The organism is Fluviicola sp. (assembly GCF_039596395.1).
In the GTDB taxonomy this organism is placed as follows: Bacteria; Bacteroidota; Bacteroidia; order Flavobacteriales_D; family Crocinitomicaceae; genus Fluviicola.
Window position 1 is genome coordinate 1906163 of record NZ_JBCNJT010000001.1, and the last position, 26004, is coordinate 1932166.

Sequence of the window (26004 nt, forward strand, 5' to 3'; positions counted from 1 at the left end):
GCTATTTTGCTAATAAATTACTTTGAATCCAATTAAATGTCGGCAACGAATTACCGGTATATTTTCCTTTCACACGTCCGTGTTTCAATACCATCAGTGCCGGATTAGCTCTTGAAACCACTTTCAATTCGATTCCGTCATTGATAAATACCGGTACGTTTAAATGGTGTTTCTTTTTAAAGGCAGCTATTTCCTCATCTCCGGAACCAACAACCAGTACGAACGGAACGTTTGCTTTTTTAGCTTTCGCAGCAATCGCTTTGATCTCGCCCAGGTGATTCAGGTCAAATTCTTTCAGGTTTTTGGAGAAAACTACGATCACTTTCGGAGCCGTGAACAGGAACTGACGAATGCTTACGTCGGTCAATTCCGGGTTTTCCACTTCAATCGTATCCAGGATTGTATACGTATCCACCGGATAGGATTCTACGTTGTATTCCACTTCCGGGATTTCGGTTTTTTCCTTCGTGATCTTATCTTCCAGGCGCAGGCCGGTAATTTTGGTATTTTTAAGCTGTTTCTTCACCACTTCCAACTGAAGTTCGTCTTCGGAAAGGTTCCGAATGCTTCTGGAAGGATTGAATTGTGCCGTATCGATGGAAGGAAGCCTCATCGGGATGATCTCCTTGTTGACCATTTCCAGGTATTTCCATTCTTTGGTTTTCTCCCATATTTTGGAATCCATGAATTCCTTGCTGGAACCATCGTACTCTCTTTTTTCGCCGGTTTTGACGTTTTTATACACCAGTAAACTCTGGTATTTGCCCGGATCACCGTTTTTAGTCAGGTCCGGCAGGTAATTGCCAACCGCGTAAGCCCTGTAATCGCGCAACGGATCGTATTTCAACACATACCAGATGAAAATCCCGCACAGGAATGTGACGATGAGTGCCGAACTGTAATGATTCCCGATCCGTTTATTCCTGATGCGGTAAATCCACAACGCTGCCAGGATTGCGATCAGCGAGAAGACAATCGGGAAATACCACCCGAACACCCAGGATAATGCCGCGATCAGCAACATGGAAATCGGCACATAAATCCAGTTCTGGCGCACATTATTGGGCTTAATAATTCCCTGCGCCGCAAAAATCCAGATTGCCAGGTACAACAATACGATGTCTTTCCAAAGCGATTCTTTCGGAGTCAACGATCTTCCAACGGAACCTTTCATCGCATCTCCGAAACACCCGCAATCCGTTACACACTGTGGCGCTTTCAGTTCCTCTACTACCACTTCCTGAGGCGTTTTGGAAATAATCTTAATTTCTTTATTTGTTTTTGCTTCTTCGATTTTCGTATCCGCAAGCTGCGCTTCTTTCGCATCAACCAGTGAATAAGTATCGCGGTCTACAAATTTCTTTTTCGCATCGCAGGTAGACGTGTGCCAGGTCAGGAATGTAAAAAAGAGCATCATGATTACCAGCAGCCAGCTTACAAAACGCATTTTACCTCCAATGATCACCAATACTCCCAGCACAATTTCCGCAATGCAAATGATCACTGAAAGGGCCAATGCATGCTGGATGAAGTATTCCAGGGAGAAACCCGGAGCCCCGAAAAACTCCTTGATCCGGTAGGCCAAAGCTCCGTCCTCAAAGTATTCTTCGAGTTTGTATGAAAATCCGAGCGGGTCATTGGCTTTGATTAACCCCGAAACGATGAATAAACTTCCGACAATTACGCGTGAAACGGTTGCTATCATCAATCTTCCTTTGAAAAAGATCAGCGCCACCGCAGAAAAAAGCATTAAGACCAGGCCGATACTGACGAGTAATAATTTCTGAGCTTCGAAATGATCGTGAAAGCCCATTGTTGTCAGTGTTAATCCTGCCAGGTTTAAGATGACAAACAGAACATTGAGTGGTAATGAATGCCCTGAAATGGTTCGAGTAGTTTTCATAGAAACCGATAGTTTTTAAAGTGTGAGGTGTATTAAAGCAAAAATAGAATAGTTCAGAATATCAAAGTAATTCGATTCGATTCCTTCAGATGCAATCGTTTTCCCTCCGTTATCCTCAATCTGCTTAATCCGTAACAACTTCATCAAAATCATATCGGTGAGTGAACTCACGCGCATATCTCTCCAGGCTTCCCCGTAATCGTGGTTCTTTTTTTCCATCAGTTCAAAAGCTTCCTGCGCAACCTGATCGTACAACATTTCCGCCTGCTGAGCAGTCAATTCCAATCCCATATTATCGGAAGAACGGGATTGAGCGATGGCCATGATGCAATAATTCACCATTGCCCCGAATTCCCCTTCGATACTTTCCCCTACTTTGTTCTCGCCGGTTTCCTGGATTGTGCGGATGCGGTTTGCTTTTATGAAGATCTGATCGGTTAAACTGCTTGCCCGTGCAATGCGCCAGGAAGTTCCGTAATCTATGGTTTTTTTAAGGAAAATTTCTCTACAACCCTGTACGATGTGTTGATATTGTTCCGATGTTTGTATCATCTATGTCAGTATGGAATTTTTAAGGTCTGAAAATACAAATTTTTCGCGAGAACGGGGGTTAAACATCCGCGGTAAGTTATTCACTATTTCGGCACCTCAGGTCATGGGAATTGTCAATTGCACACCCGATTCTTTTTATTCGGACAGCAGGAATTCCACGATTGAAAAACAGCAAAAACTAATCGATCTGCATGTGCAGAACGGCGCAACATGGTTAGATATAGGAGGTTACTCGAGTCGTCCGGGTGCAACGCATATTTCAGAATCCGAAGAGATTGAACGGATAAAATTCGCCGTTTCCTATTCCCTGGAAACCTATCCGGGTATCAAAATCAGTGTTGATACTTTTCAGTCGGGAGTAGCTTCTTATGTGCTGGAACAAGGTGTTCACCTGATCAACGATATCAGCGGCGGACTGGTCAACCCGGAGATTTTTTCGATCACTGCTGCACATCAGGTTCCGTATGTATTGATGCACATGCGCGGAACTCCTCAAACGATGGCTCAACTGAATACCTATGACAATCTTCTGAAAGAAGTGATCGTTGAATTGGGAAGTCAGCTGGAAAAAGCAAGGGCTGCCGGTTTAAAGGATATTGTAATCGATCCTGGGTTCGGATTTGCCAAAAACAGCGTGCAAAACCTGGAATTGTTTGCTTACCTGGAAGCTTTTCAATTGTTTGACTGTCCGCTATTGGTTGGAATTTCCCGAAAATCGATGATCTATAAAACATTGGAGATTGATGCCGCAGATTCCCTGAACGGGACGAGTGTATTGAATACGATTGCGTTGGATAAGGGAGCGAATATTCTTCGCGTACACGATGTGAAAGAGGCGGTGGAGACTGTTACGCTTTGGTCGAAAACCAGGGGAAATTATCAATGAATCAATTATTAATTATCAAGGAAAACACTTGATAATTAAAGAATTTATAATTGATAATTATCAAAATACTTTCTCGCTGATCTTTGAAACAGGATATGCATTCATCGTAGCTGAGGCGGTGGCCACCAATTCTCCTTTTTGGTTCCTCACTTTTCCTTCCACAAACAAAATACGCTTCCCGGATTTAACGACCTGTGCATCAGCGGTCAATTCGTCATCCCTGAGTGCCGGGATCAAATAAGAAATCGTCAGGTTTACGGTAGAAACGACTTTCAAGTCTTCACAAACTTCCGTCAGACAAGCAACTCCCAGAGCAGCATCAATTAAAGCTGCAACCGATCCTCCGTGCGCAGCAAAAGGCGTTGCCAAATGAATGTCTTTCACGATCATTTTATAGCTTACGCGGCCTTTTTCTTCCACTTTGAAATCCATTCCCAGCAGATCACCGAAGCGATTCCAGATAATATACTGCTGAATAATCGGATGTTGTTTCAGATCTGTCATCCCTTCGGTTGTTGCATTTGTACAATGTGCTCCTGCGGTGAAGTCAGGTTCAGGCCTTCTTTCCCGAACTCTTCGTAAATCCTTCTGTTCAGTTCGTAGTAAACATCCCAATATTCGTTTGTCTTAGCCCAGGCACGAACAGTAATCATTACGGATGCCCCCAATTCGCCCAAAGCAACAAAAGGTGCAGGATCTTTCTTCACTTTTTTATCTTCCGACAAGTATTTCAGGATTAATTGATGTGCTTTTACAAAGTCGTCTCCATAAGAAATCGGTATCGACCAATCTACCCTGCGTACATTTGCTTTCGTGAAATTGGTAAGCGCTCCGTTTGCAATCGGACCATTCGGAAGCACAATTACTTTATTGTCGGATGTATGCAGATAGGTATAGAAAATCTGAATTTCCTTCACCGTTCCCTGTAAGCCTTGAGTCAATATCGTATCTCCCACTTTGAACGGCTTAAAAAGCAAGATCATGATTCCTCCCGCAAAATTGGAAAGTGTTCCGGAGAACGCCATACCGATTGCCAAACCTGCAGCACCTAAAATGGCCACAAATGAAGTCATTTCGATACCCAATTGTGTAATTGCCGTAACAATTACCAGGATTTTCAGCATGATGGTGGCTAAACTCGATAAAAAGGTTATCAGTCCTGCGTCCACTTTTCCACGCGTCAGGATCTTAACGACCAAACGCCCGATCCATTTAGCGATCCAGAAACCGACGAGCAAAATGATCACGGCAAAAATCAGGTTGGTTCCCGATTTTACCAGCCATTGTTTTCCTTCTGCCAAACTAAATCCAAAAATGCGCTGAAAATCAGCTTCGATATCCAATAATGCCATGCTAAATTTGGTTTAAAAAGGTTCAAAAGTTTAAAAGTTCAATTTTGAACCCTTTGAACTTTTTGAACCATTGAACTTTATGGAAACTTAGGAAATTGCTGGAAATTCGGCTCTCTCTTTTCCAAAAATGCGCGTTTTCCTTCCTGAGCTTCTTCCATCAGGTAATACATCAGGGTAGCATCTCCGGCGAATTCCATCAAACCTCTTTGCCCGTCCAATTCCGCATTCAAACCACGTTTGATCATACGAACTGCCAAAGGTGAACGCTTCATGATTGTCTGGCACCATTGTACGGTTGTATCTTCCAGATCTTTCAATGGAACTACTTTGTTTACCATTCCCATTTTCTCTGCTTCGTCTGCCGTATATTGTTCGCACAGGAACCAAATCTCACGAGCTTTCTTCTGTCCTACGTGACTTGCCAGGAAAGATGAACCGAAACCGGCATCAAAGCTTCCTACTTTCGGACCTGTTTGCCCGAAACGTGCATTGTCCGAAGCGATTGTCAGGTCACAAACTACGTGAAGTACGTGTCCGCCACCGATTGCGTATCCGTTTACCATCGCAATTACCGGCTTAGGCAAAGCACGGATAGCTTTATGAACATCCAGTACATTCAAACGCGGAACACCGTTTTCAGAAATGTATCCTCCAACTCCTTTCACATTCTGATCACCTCCCGAACAAAATGCTTTGTCGCCTTCCCCGGTTAAAACAACCACTCCGATATCCTGTCTTTCACGGCAAATTTCCAATGCATCCAGCATTTCCATGTTTGTTTCCGGACGGAAAGCGTTATACACTTTGGGGCGGTTAATGGTAATTTTTGCGATCCCGTCGAAGATCTCGAATTTAATATCTGTGTAGGACTTGATACTTGTCCAGTTTCTGTTTGACATGTTCTTTGTTTTTGGTTTTACAAAAATAGCAATGCTTGCATAAAATAAATCTATTCTATTATAATTTGCTGATAAAAGGTCGTTGAGCGGAGTCGAAACGCCTTTTTAATTTCCTCCATTCGGTGTATACATCGTCACACCATTTGTTTGGTATTCTGAAATCATTACTTCGAGCATTTTAGCAGCGTCGAAGACCAAGGTCGGTGCATTTCCTATGGTTGAACGCGTCATTACTCCTTTCTCTTCGAAGAGCGGCAGTAACCCGTCGCATTTGCGTTTGGCAGATTGTTCCGGGTTGTGGACTTTCACTGAAACAGGAACACTTGTTCCATCCATCCTCTTTACTGAAACATGGAATAATTCCGGGTAATAAACCGGGTATTTAAAATCGGGAACGGCATCTTCCAGCACATGCAGGGAAGTTCCTGCATTATCCAAAGTCACGCCGATGTAAAGGATTTTTCCGTTTGCTTCTGCCAACCGGGCAAAAGGGCTGTTCTTGGTATAAGGTGTTTCTTCGCCCAAATGTCCGCTGGTAAACCATTCTGCTTTCGGTCCGAAACAGCAAACCGGTTCGGTAGGACTTTCTGAACGTAAAACTCCCGGAAGTTTCCGGAAATATTCTGTAATAGCGCCCATTTTCGAAGGATCGTTCCGAACATCGAATTGCTCCAGGTTCCGGATGTAATCTAATTGGTAGCCCGGGTTCGGAGAACTTGGCATCAGTAAATTTCCTTCCGCACCAATGACTTCCAACAGCGCATCGACAATGATTCTCGGTCCGCCTGCTACAAAACCAATCTTTGAAAAACTGCTGTGAACCAATACGGAATCCCCTGCTTTTAGTCCGCAAGCCTGAAGTTGCTGAAATACTTGTGTAAAAGTTAGTCCTTCTCCCCTTAATTCCTGTTCACGGATCAATTTACGCTGCTTATCTTTCTTTCGTTCACGATAAGCATTCAGAACCTTTGCCGGAACCAGCGAACGGATAAAGTTTTTCAAGGCCGACATGTTATTCCAGGTTTGGCTTGATCAACTTATTTTCCGGAACGTAGAAATAATGCAGTTCCGTTCCTTTTGTGAGGATGTAGAAATCATCCTGGACCTTACGAATATTCACATATTCCAGCGGAACTACCAATTTTCCTTTGTTGGTGTAAATCCCGTAAAAAGCTCCCAATGAAACCAGGAAATGTGTATCATCCAACGGTTTGATGGTCGTATGTTCAACCGGAATAACGGTTTCTCCTTTCGCATTAACCGCTCCTTTCAAGGTCAATAACTGGACCACTCCCAAACCGGACTTGAAGCTTTCCGCAGCTTCGTACATCGGAGGAATGACCGGTTTATTCTGTAAATCGATGAAACCCCATTTTCCCGCTTTTTCAAAGGCAATCAGGGAAGAAACTGCGCCTAATTTGGAATATGTGAACGGAATAACCGGCTTCCCGAATCGATCTATGATCCCGAATTTACCTGCTTTGGAAGCTTTTGCGTACATCCCGGAAAATTCACCTTCCGAACGCGCATTGGTAAAGTAATCATACGTTGCCGGGATGACAGTTTGCCCTCTTTTATCCAGGTAACCGATTTTATCGTCGGAAATCACCAAAGCCCTATCAGAAACCAAAGTTCCGATCTCCTCAATCAGAATCGTTTTGATCTCATTTCCCTGGAAAGTTGCCAGTTTTGCCGTTTCGTCACCTTCGATGACAATTGCAGAATCCCCGAATAAATTAATGGATTCATACAATGGTTTCACTTTGAAAGAACCGAATGCATCGATGTATCCTTCCAGGCCTTTGTAAGTCACTTTTGCTATTCCTCCCGAAAAAGAGAATGCCTCCTCGTATTGTTCCGGAATTCTCGGATAACCCAAACCATCAAAATAACCGTATAAACTATCTTTCAGGGCATAGATCAATCCTTCGGAAAACTGCCCGATATCTTTATATTGCGGCTCAACGATATAAGCCCCGGACCGGTCGATAATCCCGAAAAGCGTATCTATTTGTACGATGGCTCTTCCCTTATCAAAATCATTTGCACTGGAAAATTTGAAAGGAATGACCACTTCATTCGCTTTGTTTACGAATCCGTATTTCCCGCTTTTTTCTGCCCATGCCAGCCCTTCCTTGAAGAAACCTACGGTACTGTACTGTGCCGGAATAACAATGTTTCCGCTTAAGTCCATCCAGCCGAATTTTCCGGCATTCTTATAAGGAATGATTTGCTGTGAACCCAACTTCTTGTCCTTGGTGATTTCGTCTTTGTAAGGATAATTCGGGTATTCGGATTGGAATTTCTCCAACCGTTCCATGGAATAATCGGACATGTAGAGCTGGTACAATTTCCGCCACGCATTCTCCACATTCTTGTTTTTCGGATAAGTCTTGATGAACAAGTCGTAATCCTTTACCTGGTTTCGTGTCGTACTTAAATTATAAACCTGGTCCTGTGCATCAGCCACATACGGATTGGTTGGAAATTGTTTTTCAAAGCTTAAGAAAGATGCAATTGTTTTCCCGTCCGTATTTTCCTTGTATTGCAAGCGGTAAAAATTATTCAACGCTTCCTTTTTAAACTCCGATTCCGGGTATCTTTTGAGAAACAGGTCGAAAGCGGCTGAAGTATTTGCATTTTTAGCTTTCAAATATCCGATCGAATCGCGGGAATAAATGGCTTTCTGGTATTCTGCTGCCCACGGATTGTTTTTTTGGTATTGATCATACGCTTCTTCGGAAGGATTTTTCAATACCGCTTTATAAAGTCCGCTGGAAATATCTTTGCGCAGGCTTTCAATAGCCGCATAATCGAAATTGTATTTTTTGAGCGCTTCTTTCTGCTTGTCCTTCATGGCACTGTAAGCCTTTTCGGAACGTACAATCTTCACATAAGCAGAATCGAGTTGATGAAACGGGTTATCTGTACGGAAATAAATCACTGCCAACCCGTAATTTGCTGCAGATTCATTTGACTTTAACGATTTCTCAAATTGCTTTTTCGCCTCGAAATAATTGAACTGGTTCAGGGCCTTGAATGCATCGTCGATTGAACCCGCATTCGCGTAATTAAAAGCACAAACAATAAATAGAACTAAAATTTTAATCTGCAGTGAACTCATGATACAAATATAACCATCTAACAATTTAAAGGTATATCAAAAGGGGCTTAAATCCTTAAAAAAGGTTTAAAAACGCTCCAAACAAGGCATAAAAAAACCCTGACGAAGCACGCTTGTCAGGGTTATTATTTCGAGCTTGAAATTACTTTTTGTATTTCGCGTAACGATTGTTGAATTTATCGATACGACCTGCAGTATCCACGAACTGAACAATTCCTGTAAAGAACGGGTGAGACTTGTGAGAGATATCTAATTTTACCAATGGATATTCATTTCCATCCTCCCAAGTAATTGTTTCTGAAGTATTAGCAGAAGAATGACACAAAAACGCATACTCGTTTGTCATGTCCTTAAACACTACTAATCTATAATCTTCCGGGTGAATACCTGCTTTCATATGTTGTTAATCTTAATTATTCTTATTCAAAAATGGTTTGCAAAGATAATCAAACTTTTTAATTCACAACAAAAAAAATAAAATGGATTACATTTCGTTATTTTTGTCATGATGAAATTACTCAATCTATTTTTCGGAATCACAATTTTAGCCGCTCTTTCTTTGAGCAATTCTTCGTGTAAAAAGAAAAATTTGTTTGGAGACGGCAACCTTGCTTTTTCAAATGACACGCTGGTTTTCGATACTGTTTTTACTACAATCGGCTCTACTACCAAGTATTTTAAGATCTATAATTTTCAGAATAAAGCCTTAAAGATCAGTAATGTTCAATTGATGGGCGGATCGGCTTCCAAATTCAAATTAAACCTCGACGGCGTTCAGGGAACCAATTTTACAGATATTGAAATTCCTTCCGGAGACAGTTTGTTTTGCTTTGTAGAGGTGAAATTGAACGTAAACGGACAAAATTTGCCGGTAATCGTGGAAGATTCCGTGAAGTTTACTACCAACGGAGAAGACCAGTATGTTCAGTTAGTAGTTTGGGGACAGGACATGTATTACCACTACTCCAACACCGGAATGAATATTTACGACCTCAATGAAGGAACCTGGGCCAATGATAAACCTCACGTGATTTACAACCAGGCATTCGTAGATTCGGCAAAAACGCTCAACATTATAGGCGGAACAAAAATCTACCTGCATAAAGGAGCAATTCTCTGGAATTACAAAGGAACTTTAAACATAGACGGAGACTATAATAATAAAGTAACGATCCAGGGAGACCGGCTCGAAGCAGCCTACAAAGATGTTCCGGGGCAGTATTACGGAATTTACATGCAGGAAGCACGGCCATCCATGATCGATAATGTGGTGATAAAAAACGCAATTGCCGGCATACATGTCGATTCGCGGGACCAAGCCTTCAATCAAAACACCCTGACGATTTCGAATACAGAGATTTTCAATGCAGCCAGCTACGGATTATTCCTGTTCGACGGACCGAAAGTATACGGAGAAAACGTACTCGTTCACAGTACCGGGGTTCATTCGCTATTAGTCATACAGGGAGCAGACTTTACGTTCAACCAGTGTGACTTCCTGGGTTACGGAGCCGGAGAAGGAACAACACCCGCAGTAGGGATTTCGAATTATTACACCAATTCACAAGGAACAACCGTTGCACAAATCCCGAATGCCAACTTCAATAACTGTGTGATCTATGGAAGCAGCGGCGAGCATTTGGCCATTGATACGATCCAAACAGGTGGTTTACTTCTGAATTTCCATTTCAGGAATTCGGTGATTTTGAAGAACAATTTGAGCAACCCGATGTTTACTTCCTGTTCGAGTTCAAATCCGTTGTTCCAAAGTCCGAGCGTTGATAATTTCCAGTTCTTTTCCGGTTCGAGTTTAAGCAATGCGGCAAATCCAGCTTATACGACAGCTATGGATATTCGTGGTCAGGGAAGAAATTCGCTTCCTGATATCGGTGTGTACGATCTTCTTCCTTAAAAAGAAATAAAAGTAGGGGCGTCTAATTTGACGCCCCTACTTAATTAGCATATCAAGCATTTCAACTTCTTATCTTGCAGCGAAGCTTTGAAATCAGTATCATTGTGCAGTAGATCAAATTACTACACATTGCTTATGAAACTCAACGTTATTATTTTTGCGCTTGTTTGCTGCATTTTTTCGTTTTCTTCAAACGCACAGGTTGTTATCAATGAAGGAAGCAACCGCAATTACACCACTATTCCGGATGAAGACGGGGAATTCCCGGACTGGATTGAACTCTACAATACCACTTCGGATACGATTTCGCTCTTTAATTATTCGTTGAGTGATAATGCATCAGAGCCGCAAAAATGGACTTTCCCGGCAGTCAATTTGTTGCCGAACGAATACAAGACCGTTTTTTGCAGCGGGAAAGACCGCAAACCGATTTCAGGTTTTACCCACGTGCTTACCGCAACCAATTATACTCCAACAACCGGTTGGAATACGCATACCTTTACCACTCCATTTTATTGGGACGGAGTTTCAAACATCCTCATAAACACTTGTTCCTACAGCAGCGCCGGCTACACTCAGAATTCCATTTTTAATCAAAGTGCAACCACCTTCGCTTCTACCTCTTTTGCTTTCCAGGACGGTAGCGATGCTATTTGTGTTTCTTCCATCGGGAATACGGCCAATCAACGCCCCAACCTGAAATTCAATGGCTTCCAGGTTGGAAACGGGACCATTCAGAATTCGGGAACAGACTACCCGGCCCCTTATGGAAACTGGTACTGGGCAGCAAAACACCAACTACTCATTCTTGCATCAGAATTGAGTGCAGCAGGATTAAGCGCTGGTTACATCAACTCACTGGAGTTCGATATTGCTGCTACTAACCCCGGAATGGTTTACGATTACATCGAATTTGATATGGTACTCGTTTCATACGGCTCTTTATCAACAGATTTTGAAATGGTCAATCCGAACAACTATCAACATACCAATTTTTCGATTTCAAGTTCAGGTGAAACAATCGGTTTATACAGTCCTTCCCAAACGCTTATGAGCAGTTTGTGGGTGAATTGTCAGAACCTGGATGAAAGCCGTGGCTTGCTTCCTGACGCCAGCAGTAACGCTGTATTATTCGGAACACCAACCCCGGAATCCACCAATAACGGATCACCAGGATTCAGTACTCATTACACACCGCCACTTTTCTCAGAACAGCCCGGAATTTATGGTACAACCGTTTCGGTAACGATTTCAAACCCCAATGGATCAGGTTCACAGGTGTATTACACCATGGACGGAAGTGAACCTACAACATCCTCCACTTTGTATACCGGAAGTCCGGTGCCGGTTGTCTATTCCAGTGTTTTGCGAGCACGCGTTTTTGGCCCAAGTTTCCTTCCTAGCAGCATCAAGCAAGCTTCTTATTTATTGGGAATTGACCATGAAACACCTATTATATCGCTTATCACCGACGATCAAAACCTGTATGGGCCAACCGGTATTTTTGATAACTGGCAACAGGACTGGCAGCGCGCGGCACACATCGATTATTTTTCAGAAACCGAGCAGTTATTATTCTCCAGAAATACCGGAATGCAAATCGATGGCGGTTACGGAGGAAGCCGTTCCCATCCGCAGCATTCCTTCCGCCTGGAATTGGACAATGGCGTTTTGGGTGAAGCTCCGGTCAATTACCCGGTCATTCCAAACCGTCCGAACAGAACAAAATACAGCAACTTCTACATCAGGAACGGAAGTAATCAATGGCTCCAGTTTCCTTATAAGGATGCTTTCCAGGAAGAAGCAATGTCGGCAACCACTAATAACTACTATTCTGCCTGGCGCCCGGTAACTGTTTACATCAACGGAAGTTACTTTGGGTTGTATGAATTGCGCGAAAAAATAGATGATGAATTTTTCCGTTTAGCCGACGATGCAGATAAGGACTCTCTGGACATCCTTTCTCTAAGTGCCTGGAATAATTCTGTTTTGCGTTCGGTAACGGGTGCTCCGGTAGATACCTTTAATACAATTTATTCGGCATTTAATGCATTAAACCCTGCTTCCGCCAATTATTGGGATCAGGTAGACCAGTATTTTGACCAAACATATTATACCGATTATATCATCGCAGAATCCTGGATGGGCAATACGGACTGGCCACAAAACAATATCAAAATTTACCGCTCGAATAAAACCGGTTTCCGCTACCGTTTTTGTACGATTGATATGGAACTTGCGCTGGCTCCTTTTTCCTGGTCAGATTGCTACGACGACCACATTGCCTACATGATGGGACAAAACCCGGGCAATCCATTCATCAATATTTGGCTGAAAGGAATTCAGAATAACCGCTTCAAAGATTATTTCATTAACCGGTATGCAGATGTAATGAACACCGAATACCTTCCGGATCGCTTATTGCCATTGGAAAATGATTTTTTCGATCAAATTGCGGTCGAAATGCAGAAAGAATACGCACGTTGGGGAAATCCGAACAATATTCCGCAACAAATGACCGATTTGTACAACAGTCATTTGACTTTCCGGGATCAATTGACCGAGCGCAGTAACCAGGTTCGAAACCACATCGAAAACAATTTCAACCTCCCCAACCAGGTCGATTTGGTTTTGGACGTACATCCTGCCGGCGCCGGAAAGATTCATATCAGCACCATTGAACCGGGAACCTATCCGTGGAACGGAATTTATTTCAATGGAGTGCCGATTAAAATGGAAGCCATTGCCAATCCCGGATTTACTTTCAGTAACTGGGGAAACAACGGTATTATTTCGAACGTGCTTTCACCGGTTTATCTGGACACACTGGACGTAACCGCCATTCAATTCGATGCTTATTTCACAGGTAGCGGACTTGGACTCAACGAAAAAACGGAAATTACCGGATTCAATATCTATCCGAATCCGGCACAGGAACAGGCGGTCATTGTGAATCTTCAGCAGTTTAATAATGAGGCGCTACACTACCAATTGGTCGATTTATCGGGCCGGGTTTTGGAAACGCACGCACTTTCGAATACGCAACCAGAAACAACGGTTAATCTTTCCCGTTATCCGAACGCGGTTTATATGGTCAACATTATTTCCGGAACAAGCACCTTACAGCAAATGCGTTTGGTCAAAACCGGGAAATAGAATTCCATAAAAAAGGGGCTTTCCACATGTGCGGAACGCCCCTGCTATTATAATCTGATCTGATTTAATACTTCAAATCTCCGTTGATTTCTCTTACGGCATTTGCAGCTTCAGCAAATTTCGCTTTTTCGTCTTCAGTCAGTGTTACCGTAACGATCTTCTCTACTCCGTTTTTCCCGATGATTGCAGGAACCCCCAGGCAGATATCGCTTTGTCCGTACTCACCATCCAACATCAAAGAACAAGGGATCATTTTCTTCTGGTCACAAGCAATTGCCTGAACCATTACAGAAACAGCAGCTCCCGGCGCATACCAGGCTGAAGTACCCAATAATTTGGTCAATGTAGCTCCACCAACTTTGGTTTCTTCAACCACGTAGTTTTGCTTGTCAGCAGATAAGAATTCAGTTACAGGAACACCGTTTCTTGTTGCTTTGCTCAATAACGGAAGCATTCCGGTATCACTGTGCGCAGCGATTACCATTCCGTCTACATCGGAAATAGGTGATCCCAATGCTTCAGCCAAACGGTATTTGAAACGCGCAGAATCCAAAGCTCCACCCATTCCGATAATCTTGTGCTTCGGAAGACCTGAAGTTTTGTGCACCAAATAAGCCATCGTATCCATAGGATTGGAAACAACGATGATGATTACTTCCGGAGAATGTTTTACCAGGTTTGCAGTTACGTCCTTCACAATACCTGCATTGATACCGATCAATTCCTCACGAGTCATTCCAGGTTTTCTTGGAATACCTGAAGTAATTACAGCTACATGTGATCCTGCAGTTTTGCTGTAATCTCCCGTTGTTCCTGTGATTTTTGTATCAAATCCGTTCAAAGATGCCGTTTGCATTAAATCCATTGCCTTACCTTCGGCAAATCCTTCTTTGATGTCTACTAATACTACTTCCGAGCAAAAGTTTTTCATTGCGATGTATTCTGCACAGCTTGCTCCTACTGCTCCTGCACCAACTACCGTTACTTTCATTGTTATCTAATTAAATGATAATACTATATTCTTTAAGCGCAACGAATTTAAGAATAAAACTTTGCCCCGGCAGTAAATTTTGCTTCGGAAATCACGTTATTTGTAAACACACAAGTTCAAACGTTGTTCAAAATGTTCAAAGAGTTCCAATACCAGGACTTTTTGAACTTCAAACTTGAACTTTTAAACTTTTGAACCGGGTTGAAGGCAACCCTTCAATCCATCCTTCGTTATTGAGTTGAGACAGTGAAGCAGAATTGGGAATTAGAAGATATAATTGAAGGCTGTAAGTCGTCCGACAGGAGGGCTCAGGAGCAATTATTCAAGAGGTTTTACGGGAAAATGCTGGTGGTTTGCCAACGGTACATTCGCGATAAAGACTCGGCCCAGGAAGTTTTACAGGAAGGTTTCATAAAGGTCTTTGAACATATTAAAGGTTACGACAAAAAAGGGTCTTTTGAAGGCTGGATGAGAAGAATCATAGTGAACTGTGCCATTGATTCGATCCGGAAGTCTAAGAAAGACTGGATGCTGAGCGATAACGACAATGACTTCAAATACATTCCCGAAGAAGATGAATTGGGGGAAGATTGGGAGATCACCACGTTAAAAGCAGAGGTAGCAATGGAAGCAATCAATAAGCTTTCACCGGCCTACAAAGCAGTATTCAACCTGTATGTGATGGAAGAATTTACGCACAAGGAAATTGCGGAAATACTGGAAATCAGTGAAGGAACGTCGAAATCGAATTTAGCAAAAGCCAAAATGAACCTTCAGAATTATTTGAAACAGAAATTTACAAAAATCGCTCAATGAAAAACATTGAACAGATATTAAAAGAGTCACTTGAAAACCATGAACTGCCTTACGACGAGGCAGCCTGGGAATCATTGTCCAAGCGTTTGGACGGCTCTACTCCTTCTCCATTCTACCGTAAATGGTGGGTTGCAGCTTCAGTTGGTACGGTACTGGTTGGTTCTGCCCTGTTTTTCACGTTGAATTCCCAATCGGAATCAAGCAAAAACACTAAAGAGACTACTCCGGTAATTACTCAAAACACGACCACTCCTCAAACAGGTTCTCAAACTGAAAACCGTTTGAATACAACAAATAATGCAAACCCTCAGACAAACACGCATCAGAGCGAAGAGCACCTTAATCCGGGTACTCAATCAACTCCAATTGATCACACAAACTACCAGAATACGGAAGTAACTCAGGTTGCTCAAAATTCGAAAGATGCTTCATCTCAAAAGAGTGGCGCAAATCAGAACAACATTCCATTCACTGTAAAAAACACACAGAATGAGAATAACGGCCCGAAAGAGGTTGCTTATTTGCCGGTTATTTTAGACCAAACCAATCTGTGTATCGGTGATGAGATCGAGATCACAAACCCGAATGAAACATTACCGATTTCGGTAATCCAGAATAACAGAACACAAATTATTAAAGCAGGTTCAAAAAGAACATTCACAGCAAATTCAGAAGGTGTAATTGAAGTAGTATCCGGGAAAAATACTCAAACAATTACAGTTAACAAGCCATCTGATAAATTGTACATCAGTGCAGATCAGACAATCCTTTACAACGATGGAGTTCCATCCATCGAATTTAATGTTTCGGGCGCTGAAAATGCCGTTCAATGGAGTGTTGAAAAATACCACAGCGAAGTTCAGAACGGAAATCTGATCGTTCATCCTTATATCGGAAAAGAGATTACCGTAAAAGCTACTTCCAAAGATTTGAATGGTTGTACCGTTTCAGAAACGAAAACCATTTCCATCAAGGAAGAATACAACTTGCAGGCAGCGAATTCATTCAATATCAACTCAAGTGATTCGCGTAATAATAAGTTTATGCCCTATGCATTAACGGAGCGAAATACTGCTTTTGAATTGACCATTCTGGATGCAAAATCGGGACGAGTACTTTACAAAACAAACGACGCTTCCAACGGATGGGATGGTACGGATATGCAAACAGGTTCGCTTGCACAGGTAAACTCCACTTATATCTGGAGAGTGATGATGAAAAATCCACTACCGGGAGAACCGAAAGTATACAACGGAACAATCGTATTATTGAATAATTAAAAATAGTTCTACCAGGCTACTACTGGGTATTGGGAAAGGAAACTTTCCCTTTTTTGTTTTACCATATTCCGGTATTCTTCCGCTTTCCTGGATTCCGGGTAGAGCAAACGGTGTTCTTCCATCTTGCGTAATTTGATTACCTCATCTATCAAATCGTTCGTCTGTACAGAAAAAAGCTCCTTTCGAAGAAAATCCCAAACAAATTCCGCTGCCTGGTCTGAAGGATGAACACCATCCGTTTCAAAGTAGCGGTAATCACGCAATACATCATTCACCAATTCAAAAGCCGGGAAATAATGGGTTGAATCATTTTTTAAAAGCGATACCAACCGGAATAATTCGGATTTTGATAAGGAATTTTCCATCAAACCATCTCTCACGTAGCGAACGGGACTAACTGTAAATACGATTTGAATTCCCGGGTTCAGTTGTTTTAACGCATCGACCGCCAACCCCCAATCCGATTTCATGTCCTCCGCCTCACTCAACTCTTTTTCAAACAAAGCTTGCGGCTGCTGATGGCAGTTCGCTACTAATTCACCGGAAGTCTTCAATCGGTATCCATGTGCAGAACCCAGTGTCACTATTAATAATTTGGCGTTTTCCAATACATTTCTCAATTCCTGCAATTGATTCTGCATCAAATCTTCCAATTTGGAAGCACTCATGGCATACAAGGTACTGCTGGCATCATAGCTCACAAACACATCTTCTTTCTGCACAAATGTACTTAGCTCAGCCTTCCCGAAAGCCAGTAAAATCTGCTTCGCCAGCGGAACCGGGTGAAAGATCACTCCCAGCGGATTATCCAGCACCCGGAAACCAGCCCGTTTGAACCAATAAGTCATATGGGTAGAAAAACAGGAGCCCAATTGCACAATGGAATCTCCATGCTCGATTTTCGGGAAGTTTCCCTGGTGTAAGCTTGAATTTGAAAGGATCATTTTAATTGTTCTAATGTATAATCAAACACTTTTTTCCACCCTTTCCACTTCCCCGCTTCCGCCAATGTTTCATTGTGCCAGATAAAACAAAACGTTCCGCCGTATCTTTTCACTTCTTCTACTAATTGATGCACTGCTTCCATTGCCTGATCAATCGACAGCTTTTTGTATTCCAGTAAGGTTCCATCCATGTAAGCAAAAGGAACTATCCGGTATTCCGGGTAAGAACGGTTCGTCAACAGATCGAAAAAGGAATGCTCATACGCCGTTCCGGCACGAAAACCATAATCGTCTGCATAACCCATGGTGAAATCCCGTTCAAAACCACGATCCATCATACGGTGATAGGTTTTTGGCAGATTCAATTTTAAAAAATGCTGCCTGGATTCCAGGATCTTTTTGGAAGTAATTTGTTCAATGCGCTGTACTTCCTCATTTAACTTTTCGTCGGAATGATTGCTGGCATAACTTGGATGCAGGCCTACATTTCCGGCTTCGCTTAATGTATAAATCAGTTCCTGGTGCTGCGGATGGTTCCAGGCAATGTTGGTATCGTATTTGGCATAATTGCCCAACTGCCAGAAAACACGTGTTTCGGGATATTTTTGAATAACAGCCCGAATAGCTTCAAAAGAATCATAAGGATCTTTCAATTCTCCTTTTTGAACCAGCTTCCGGGCTTGCATCCGTTCTTTATTATTCTTCAGGAGATCTTTTCCATTTGACAACCAGGAACGCCAGCCTTCTTTCCATTTGTAGGCAAAAGTATTGTCGATATCAAACGAAGGAATGATCCGAACTGTTTGCTGTAATTCCAATTGCTTCAAAAGTTCCGGAGAATATCTCTGAAAAAATACCTCAATCCAGCGCTCCACAATTTGAAGGTGCAACCACCCGAATTTACTCAGAATACTTTCTTTGGCGGTAAACCTGCCATGATCGTCCGGAAATGAAGAATGATACTCTTCATACCTGGAAAGCACGTAAAAGATAGATGCTAAAGGATCTGCAACCGAATCGAATTTCAAACACGCTACTCCGTTCCAATTTCCTTTTTCCACTATAATGGAATCGCGGAAAGTTTCTTCAAATAACAAACCTGCAGGAGGCAAAAACGGCGAACCGTCAAACTCAAAATTCGAGTAAGAAAGTTTGGTTCCTGAAAAAGTCTCAAAAACGTGCTTGTCATTTGTAAGCTGATAATCCAATCCATGCTCCCTGAACACAAAGTCCAGGGTATAAATGAAGCGAATGGAAATTTCATCAACGTAAAACAACATGTTTCAAAGAAGTTCTTGATCCGAGAAGCTAAAGTAGCCATTATCCGTGATAATAAGGTGATCCAAAACCGGCATTTCAATGAGCTCTCCGAATTGTTTGATCTTTTTGGTAAGTTTTTGGTCTGATTCACTGGGTTTGAGATTCCTGCTGGGATGATTGTGAGAAAGGATAATTGCAGACGCGCCCATATCAATTCCGTACTTAAAGATAATTTTAGGATCTACGTAGGTTCCTGAAATACCTCCAATGGATAATTGCTTGACTTGCATGAGCTCGTTCGCGCGATTGAGGTACATCACAAAGAACTCTTCGTGGCTTAAATCCGTAAAATAAGGCTTCAATTCCTTAAAAGCACGTTCGGAACTATTGATCTTGGGGCGCTTTTGAACTTTTATTTCTTTCCTTCTGCGACCAAGTTCCAAAGCCGCAAGGATAGAAACAGCTTTGGATTTTCCAATGCCTTTTACCTCGCAAAGTTGTGAGAGCCTCAATTTACCGAATTCGTACAAATCTCCTTTGGCCAGTAAAAGAATTTCCCTGCCCAAATCAACTGCGGATTTATTTCCCGATCCGGTTCCGATCAGGATGGCTAATAATTCAGCGTCTGAAAGTGAATTTCTTCCTTTAAGCATCATCTTCTCACGTGGTCTGTCTTCTTCTGACCAATGTGGAATAGTTGTTTTTTGCACTTGCATAGTTCTTTTTCTTTCCCTGAAGGTACAAAATTACTTCGGGGAAAAGAACACGAATCTCCATTTTTTTCAACATTTTTCTCTTATTTTTTAATCAAACGCGTAGGTAATGCATTTAAAAGAATAACGGTTACTTTTATACTATGGATTCATTGACTCAAATCGTACTGGGCGCCGCTGTCGGAGAGGCGGTTGCAGGAAGAAAAATGGGGGCAAAAGCTGCTCTTTGGGGAGCAATCGGAGGAACTATTCCGGACCTGGATGTGTTTCTGCGGTTCTTTTATGATCCGTTGGATGCCGCTTTGGTTCATCGTGGATTTTCTCATTCGTTGTTGTTTGCCATTCTGGGCGGAATTATTTTAACGTGGGTATCCATGAAGCTCAGCAAGAAGGATTATGGAAGAAAAACCTGGTTCCTGTTGTGGTTCCTCTCTATTGTAACACACCCGATGCTGGATATATTTACTAATTACGGAACTCAATTCTTCTGGCCGTTCGACTGGCGCTTGACTTTCAATTCCGTGTTCGTAATTGACCCGTTGTATACGGTTCCGTTTATGGTTTTACTGATAGGCGCACTATTTATGAAACGTGAATCCAAAAGAAGAAAGATTTGGAACTGGACAGGAATCATTTATTCGTCGCTTTACTTATTATGGGGTGTTGGTATCAAATTGTTCGTATACAGCAATACCGATTCCTATTTTGAACAGGCAAATATCCATCCCAAACAAACAATGGTTACTCCAATGCCCCTCACTTCATTCTATTGGGATTTGATCGTAGAAGATGATTCCAATTATTATGTAGGATATAAGTCGCTTTTTGCACCTTTTGATCCGAAGCAGATAGAGGTTTTCCCGAAAAACCATCATTTACTGGAACAAATTGATTGGCAGGGAAATTCACGGATCGGGGAAATTGAGCACATTACGAATGGTTTTTATGCCGTGGAACAAAGAAACGACAGCCTGATTGTACATGATCTGAGGTTTGGAACTGCAACCACTATTACTAATGGAGTAAGCAAAACTCCTATTTTAGGATACGGTTTTGTATTGGAAAATCATAAGCCGAAAAAACTATTTGCGAACCGCACCCGGGATTTCAGTAAAATAAACTTTAGCGTTTATTGGGATAAAGTTTTTGGAAAATAAACCTGCTTCCGGCTATTTTTAGAATAGAACGTTAAAACTTCTATTCATGAAAGAGCAAAACTTTAAGACCCAAAAGCAAAAAAAACCGGGATCGGAGTCGAAAATGACACCGAAACCAGAGTACATCAGCAAAAATTATAAAGCTAGCGGAAAACTCACCGGTAAAGTAGCATTGATTACCGGAGGAGACAGCGGAATCGGGAGAAGTGTTGCGGTTCATTATGCCCACGAGGGTGCAGATCTCGCCATTGTGTATCTTTCAGAGGAAAAGGATGCGCTGAAAACAAAAAAGCTGGTTGAAGCACAAAACCGGAAGTGTTTACTGATTAAAGGCGACCTTACCGATGAAAAATTCTGCAAAAAGTGTATTAAAGAAGTTGTAAAGGCGTACAAAAAGTTGAATATCCTGGTGAATAACGCCGGAACACATTTCAATGCGGATACTCCGACAGAAATCACTTCTGCGAACCTGAAAAAAACATTTGAAACCAATGTTTATCCGCTGTTTCACCTGACAAAAGAAGCCATTCCACATCTTTCCAAAGGAGATTCCATTATCAATACTTCGTCGGTGACCGCATACAGGGGCAGTGATCACTTACTGGATTATTCGAGTACAAAGGGGGCAATTTCCACTTTTACAAAATCACTAGCCACGATGCTGGCTAAAAAAGGAATTCGTGTAAACGGTGTTGCTCCCGGTCCAATCTGGACTCCGCTGATTGTTTCCAGTTTTAAACACCTCGAAAAATTCGGGAAAGACACCCCTATGGGCCGCGCGGGGCAACCTTCGGAAGTTGGGCCTGCTTATGTGTTTCTTGCTTCTCCGGATAGCAGCTATATCACAGGACAGGTTATTCATGTAAACGGCGGAGAAATCGTTGGAAGTTAAATTATCATTCAAAAACACACTATTATGGCAAAAGATAAATCCAAAAAACAATTCTTTGAGAACTTTGCGTCCAAAGCATCCAAGGCAGTAGGAAGTCCGTATGCGTTCATTACTGCTCTTTCATTAGTCATTGTTTGGGCAGTATGTGGCCCTTTCTTTGATTTTTCGGAAACGTGGCAGTTGGTGATCAATACCGGAACAACCATCATTACGTTCCTCATGGTATTCCTCATCCAGAAGTCCCAAAACAAGGATTCACTGGCTATTCAGCTTAAATTGAATGAATTGGTGGCCTCCAGTGAAAAATCAAGCAACCGACTGGTGGATATCGAAAGCATGACCGAAGATGAAATGATGATCGTTCAAAAATACTATCAAAAACTCAGTGAGTTGTCTGATAAGCAGGAACCACTTCAAACCTCTCATTCCATTGAAGAGGCGAATGAAGACCATCAGGAAAAATATGCCCATGTGCCTAAAAAAACAACTCCAAAAAAACAATCACCGGATAAACAGACAGCTAGTAAGCAGGCAACAGCAAAAAAAACACCTGCTAAGCCCGCCACCCGGAAAACAACACCGAAATCCGGCGGACGTCAAAATACGAAAACCGGTTAGTTAGCCGGTTTTTCTGTTTCATTTTTTCATAAAATTGAATGGAGTTGTGATTTATCCGTCATTTATGATAGTTTGATTATCAGTAGTTTTGATAAATTAATCGATTTAGTATAGTTTTAGTTCCGCAACTTATTCAGTATTGAATTTAAACCGGGACACTATGAAAATATCCAGTACTCTCACAACTTTATTGATCGCTTCGGCTGCATTTACTCAAAACTATACTCCAATACCAGTTACAGGTTACAATTACGACGTCATTGCGGAGGCAACTCCTGCTCTATCTACAACCAATATTGCCATGGACGGAAGTGATTATGTACTTTACAGCCAGGCCTATGGAACTTCTTTCGGAACAGGATCAGGACTTCCCAACAGCGGTTTGATTACTTCAGGAGCCAGTACTTACCAGCTAGCTCCCTACACGGCTGAAAATGCCATTTTTCTTGCCAACGGTCAAACAGATTCCCTCGAATTAAACACACCTGCCTCTTATTCTTCCCTTAGCTTTTTAGGTTTTTCAACGGAAGGAGCCGGAACGGTATTATTCGTTATTAAATTTACGGATGGAACTGCTATGGTTGTTCCAAGTACGAACCTGCCGGATTGGTTCAATGGCGCAGGAGCGGTTACTAGCGGTTTCGACCGGACAGGAAGAACTGGAGACACTCCCGATTACAGTACTTTCCAGCCGTATATGTACCGTATCAATGTGAATTTATCCTGTGCAGACCAGGCTAAAGTAGTTCAGCGTGTTCTGATCATTAATACAACCTCTTCTCCAACGGTTAAAACAGCCATTTTTGCTGTATCGGGAGCTTCGACAGTTGATAACTCCAGCATCCTGGCATTTCAGAATCCTGAATGTTTCGGAGAAACAAACGGCTATATCCAGTTAACTCCATCCGGATTAAGTCCGATCACTTATTCCTGGAACACCAATCCGGTTACAACCACCCAAAACCTGAATAACAAAGGTGCGGGAACTTATACCTGCACGATCACGGACGCAACCGGATGCACCAAACAATTGACTCAAACATTAACAGAACCTGCAGCAATCGGAAGCAGTCAGACGATTTTTATTTGTTCGGGGGAAAGCTTTTCAGTGGGACCGTTTACACATACAACTTCCGGAACATACAACGACCCGCTGCCAGCGACAAATGGTTGCGACAGCATTGTAACAACCGTACTTACAGTGACGAACATCAACAGCAATGTCAGTTTATCCGGTCATCAAATAAGTGCTGTTGCCAGCGGAGCTCAATACCAATGGCTCGATTGCGGAAACGGTTATGCCATGGTTCCCGGAGCAACCGGACAAACATTCTCACCAACTGCCGACGGTGCTTACGCAGTAGCAATTACCGTGAACAACTGTACGGATACTTCTTCCTGTATTATCTATTCCACTTTAGGATTGGAAGAAGCCTTGAAAACAAGCATTTCGATTGCTCCAAACCCGGTGAAGGATTTCCTGGAAATCACAGCTGATGAGCCAATCCGTTCGGTTGAAGTGATTGATCTTTCCGGTAAGAAACAAGTGGTAAACTTAACTGAAAACAAACTGGATCTGGCAACTTTATCGAACGGGGTTTACCTGGTAACGATTACTACCATTTCCGGCGGAAACAGTATTTTGCGCGTTATCAAAGAATAGATAAAAATACTATTCACTTGATTATTAGCGGCTATCCGGACTTCGTGTGACAGCGGGTATTAAAAGACTAGTGTCCAACCTTTTCTAAAAACACTTATAAACCTCCTCATACAGGAACATTTTTACGTATTTATTTAAACTGTAATCCGGACTCTGCAAATAGAGTCCGGAGGATCGGTAAAATACAATGCATCCGTAAATTCAAAAGTATTTACCGCATTTTCATAACAGACAAATCCAGCACTTGAAATAGCTTTGTATCATAGCTTATCTCTTTACATGTAAATAAACCTCTATCGGAACTGGATCAATCAATAACTTAAAAACACACGTTATGAAAATCTTTATTTTTCCGGTGCTCTTAGCAACATCCTTCCTGTCCTATGGACAAAATCACACTCCTGTGCCTGTTACAGGATACAATTACGATATTATAGCAGAAACAACTCCTGCATTAACAACAACGGATACCACTTTTAATATTGCCAACCAGGTTCTTTACAGTCAGAACTACGGTTCCTTATTTAATTCAGGTACCGGTTTACCCGACAACGGTTTAATTACTTCCGGAAACAGTTCTTACCAATTGGCAGCTTACAATGCCAAAAACTGTATTTTGCTTTCAACCGGGCAAATGGACACCCTCGAATTAACTACACCGGCCTCTTATTCTTCGTTGAGCTTACTTGGACTATCAACAGAAGGCGACGGAACTATTTTATGTATCATCGAATTTACGGATGGAACAGTGATGATTTTATCACAACCCAATCCCACACTTGCCGACTGGATGAATGGCTCCGGTGCAGTTATCAGCGGGTTTGACAGAACATACCGGCCTGGTGACCTGGTTGATTTCAACACGTCAAATCCTCATTTACACCGAGTTGACATCAATCTGTCTTGTACAGATCAGGCAAAACTGGTTCGAAGAGTCATGATCATCAATTCCACTGCTTCTCCCACAATCAAAACTGCGATTTTTGCCTTATCAGGAGCTCCTGTTGTAGGTTTAAGCAGTATTTCAAGTCACCAGGACCTGAACTGTAATGGCGACACCGATGGTTTTATCCAGCTGACCCCTTCCGGATTAACTCCATTCAATTTCTCCTGGAATACAAATCCTCCGGCAACAACGCAAAACCTGAATGCTGTTGGAGCAGGAAACTATACCTGTACTATCACCGATGCTACCGGATGCACAAAACAGCTTAGTCAGATTCTTACAGAACCGGCAGCAATTGCATCCAGTCAAACAGCTGTTATCTGTAATGGAGAAGTTTTCACCGTTGGATCATTCACGCATACAACTCCCGGAACATACTCTGACACATTAACGGCTTTTCTGGGATGTGACAGTGTGGTTACAACTACACTTACCGTCACAAGCATCACCAACAATGTGACTATTTCCGGGCATCTGTTAAGTACAAATGCAAGCGGTGCACAATATCAATGGCTTGACTGTAATGCCGGAAATGCTGCTATTCCTGGAGCAACCGGACAAGTATTCGCACCGAATAACGATGGTTCCTATGCAGTTGCCGTTACCATGAATAACTGTACGGACACTTCATCCTGCGTCAACTATTCTGTTTTAGGAATATCGGAAACTTTAAAATCCACTATTTCGGGCAGTCCTAATCCTGTAACAGACATTTTGACCATCAACACCGAAGAAGCTATTCATTCTGCGGACGTGATTGATCTTTTTGGTAAAAAACAAGTTGTTACGCTTTCAGGCAAACAACTACACATGAATGCTTTACCCGCAGGAATTTACTTTGTAACTCTTACAACAGGTTCGGGAGAAAGCAATGTGTTGCGGATTATCAAAAACTAAGTAAACAAAAGATCAGAATTGCCGGTTCCTGCTATTGAACCGG

The 26004-nt window shown here is 42.2% G+C and carries 22 protein-coding genes; 10 read left to right on the top strand and 12 right to left on the bottom strand.

Annotated elements, in window-relative coordinates:
- Position 1: 1 nt before the first annotated feature.
- Positions 2-1903: a DoxX family protein gene (locus ABDW02_RS08375; protein WP_343634049.1), complete on the bottom strand. Its 1902-nt coding sequence runs from the start codon at positions 1901-1903 to the stop codon at positions 2-4.
- A gap of 15 nt (positions 1904-1918) precedes the next feature.
- A complete protein-coding gene (locus tag ABDW02_RS08380) occupies positions 1919-2455 on the bottom strand; it encodes a DUF1599 domain-containing protein (protein WP_343634052.1) in 537 nt (178 codons plus the stop codon).
- Between the two features lie 103 nt (positions 2456-2558).
- On the opposite strand from ABDW02_RS08380, the gene folP reads away from it, so the two are divergent.
- Complete coding sequence (gene folP, locus ABDW02_RS08385; protein ID WP_343634054.1) at positions 2559-3341, top strand: dihydropteroate synthase; 783 nt, start codon at positions 2559-2561, stop codon at positions 3339-3341.
- Between the two features lie 60 nt (positions 3342-3401).
- Here folP and ABDW02_RS08390 read toward each other — a convergent pair whose 3' ends face one another.
- The 6 genes from ABDW02_RS08390 to ABDW02_RS08415 form a co-directional block, all read right to left on the bottom strand.
- Positions 3402-3845 (bottom strand): PaaI family thioesterase, encoded by a 444-nt coding sequence (locus ABDW02_RS08390; RefSeq protein WP_343634056.1) that lies wholly within the window; start codon positions 3843-3845, stop codon positions 3402-3404.
- On the bottom strand, positions 3842-4693 hold the full coding sequence (locus ABDW02_RS08395; RefSeq protein ID WP_343634058.1) for a mechanosensitive ion channel domain-containing protein: 852 nt from the start codon (positions 4691-4693) through the stop codon (positions 3842-3844). Before ABDW02_RS08395 ends, ABDW02_RS08390 begins: the two co-directional genes overlap by 4 nt.
- Before the next feature lie 77 nt (positions 4694-4770).
- Positions 4771-5592: a 1,4-dihydroxy-2-naphthoyl-CoA synthase gene (gene menB / locus ABDW02_RS08400; protein ID WP_343634061.1), complete on the bottom strand. Its 822-nt coding sequence runs from the start codon at positions 5590-5592 to the stop codon at positions 4771-4773.
- Between the two features lie 105 nt (positions 5593-5697).
- Entirely contained in the window at positions 5698-6603 is a 906-nt protein-coding gene (locus tag ABDW02_RS08405) for an AAC(3) family N-acetyltransferase (RefSeq protein WP_343634063.1), read from the bottom strand.
- A gap of 1 nt (position 6604) precedes the next feature.
- Positions 6605-8716 carry a WG repeat-containing protein gene (locus ABDW02_RS08410; RefSeq protein WP_343634065.1) on the bottom strand — a complete coding sequence of 704 codons (2112 nt, stop codon included), beginning with the start codon at positions 8714-8716 and terminating at the stop codon, positions 6605-6607.
- Positions 8717-8858: 142 nt separating this feature from the next.
- Positions 8859-9113: a type B 50S ribosomal protein L31 gene (locus ABDW02_RS08415; protein ID WP_144334052.1), complete on the bottom strand. Its 255-nt coding sequence runs from the start codon at positions 9111-9113 to the stop codon at positions 8859-8861.
- A gap of 192 nt (positions 9114-9305) precedes the next feature.
- Between ABDW02_RS08415 and ABDW02_RS08420 the strand changes: the two genes are divergently transcribed.
- Together ABDW02_RS08420 and ABDW02_RS08425 are read left to right on the top strand one after the other, a co-directional pair.
- Positions 9306-10628, top strand: a complete 1323-nt coding sequence (locus tag ABDW02_RS08420) for a right-handed parallel beta-helix repeat-containing protein (protein ID WP_343634070.1) — start codon at positions 9306-9308, stop codon at positions 10626-10628.
- A 135-nt stretch (positions 10629-10763) separates the two neighbouring features.
- The gene (locus tag ABDW02_RS08425; protein WP_343634072.1) at positions 10764-13784 is read left to right on the top strand and encodes a CotH kinase family protein; all 3021 of its coding nucleotides are present in this window, start codon (positions 10764-10766) and stop codon (positions 13782-13784) included.
- 64 nt (positions 13785-13848) lie between these two features.
- Here ABDW02_RS08425 and ABDW02_RS08430 read toward each other — a convergent pair whose 3' ends face one another.
- Entirely contained in the window at positions 13849-14775 is a 927-nt protein-coding gene (locus ABDW02_RS08430) for a malate dehydrogenase (RefSeq protein ID WP_343634074.1), read from the bottom strand.
- Between the two features lie 246 nt (positions 14776-15021).
- Between ABDW02_RS08430 and ABDW02_RS08435 the strand changes: the two genes are divergently transcribed.
- Together ABDW02_RS08435 and ABDW02_RS08440 are read left to right on the top strand one after the other, a co-directional pair.
- The gene (locus ABDW02_RS08435; protein WP_343634076.1) at positions 15022-15591 is read left to right on the top strand and encodes an RNA polymerase sigma factor; all 570 of its coding nucleotides are present in this window, start codon (positions 15022-15024) and stop codon (positions 15589-15591) included.
- A complete protein-coding gene (locus tag ABDW02_RS08440; RefSeq protein WP_343634078.1) occupies positions 15588-16871 on the top strand; it encodes a hypothetical protein in 1284 nt (427 codons plus the stop codon). Before ABDW02_RS08435 ends, ABDW02_RS08440 begins: the two co-directional genes overlap by 4 nt.
- Positions 16872-16879: 8 nt before the next feature.
- On the opposite strand, the gene ABDW02_RS08445 is transcribed toward ABDW02_RS08440, so the two are convergent.
- From ABDW02_RS08445 to radC, 3 genes are read right to left on the bottom strand one after another with little or no spacing between them, the layout of a single operon-like run.
- A complete protein-coding gene (locus ABDW02_RS08445; protein ID WP_343634080.1) occupies positions 16880-17815 on the bottom strand; it encodes a GSCFA domain-containing protein in 936 nt (311 codons plus the stop codon).
- Positions 17812-19095 carry a polysaccharide deacetylase family protein gene (locus ABDW02_RS08450; RefSeq protein ID WP_343634082.1) on the bottom strand — a complete coding sequence of 428 codons (1284 nt, stop codon included), beginning with the start codon at positions 19093-19095 and terminating at the stop codon, positions 17812-17814. The genes ABDW02_RS08445 and ABDW02_RS08450 overlap by 4 nt, the downstream gene beginning before the upstream one ends.
- A 3-nt stretch (positions 19096-19098) precedes the next feature.
- Positions 19099-19791: a DNA repair protein RadC gene (gene radC / locus ABDW02_RS08455; RefSeq protein WP_343634084.1), complete on the bottom strand. Its 693-nt coding sequence runs from the start codon at positions 19789-19791 to the stop codon at positions 19099-19101.
- Positions 19792-19931: 140 nt separating this feature from the next.
- Here radC and ABDW02_RS08460 point away from each other — a divergent pair, with 140 nt between their 5' ends.
- From ABDW02_RS08460 to ABDW02_RS08480, 5 genes are all read left to right on the top strand, one after another.
- A complete protein-coding gene (locus ABDW02_RS08460; protein ID WP_343634086.1) occupies positions 19932-20945 on the top strand; it encodes a metal-dependent hydrolase in 1014 nt (337 codons plus the stop codon).
- A gap of 46 nt (positions 20946-20991) precedes the next feature.
- Positions 20992-21837, top strand: a complete 846-nt coding sequence (locus ABDW02_RS08465; RefSeq protein ID WP_343634088.1) for an SDR family oxidoreductase — start codon at positions 20992-20994, stop codon at positions 21835-21837.
- Positions 21838-21861: 24 nt separating this feature from the next.
- On the top strand, positions 21862-22455 hold the full coding sequence (locus ABDW02_RS08470) for a low affinity iron permease family protein (RefSeq protein WP_343634090.1): 594 nt from the start codon (positions 21862-21864) through the stop codon (positions 22453-22455).
- Between the two features lie 160 nt (positions 22456-22615).
- Positions 22616-24118, top strand: a complete 1503-nt coding sequence (locus tag ABDW02_RS08475; protein ID WP_343634092.1) for a T9SS type A sorting domain-containing protein — start codon at positions 22616-22618, stop codon at positions 24116-24118.
- 334 nt (positions 24119-24452) lie between these two features.
- Positions 24453-25961, top strand: coding sequence for a T9SS type A sorting domain-containing protein (locus ABDW02_RS08480; RefSeq protein WP_343634094.1), 1509 nt, complete (start codon positions 24453-24455; stop codon positions 25959-25961).
- Positions 25962-26004 lie beyond the last annotated feature (43 nt).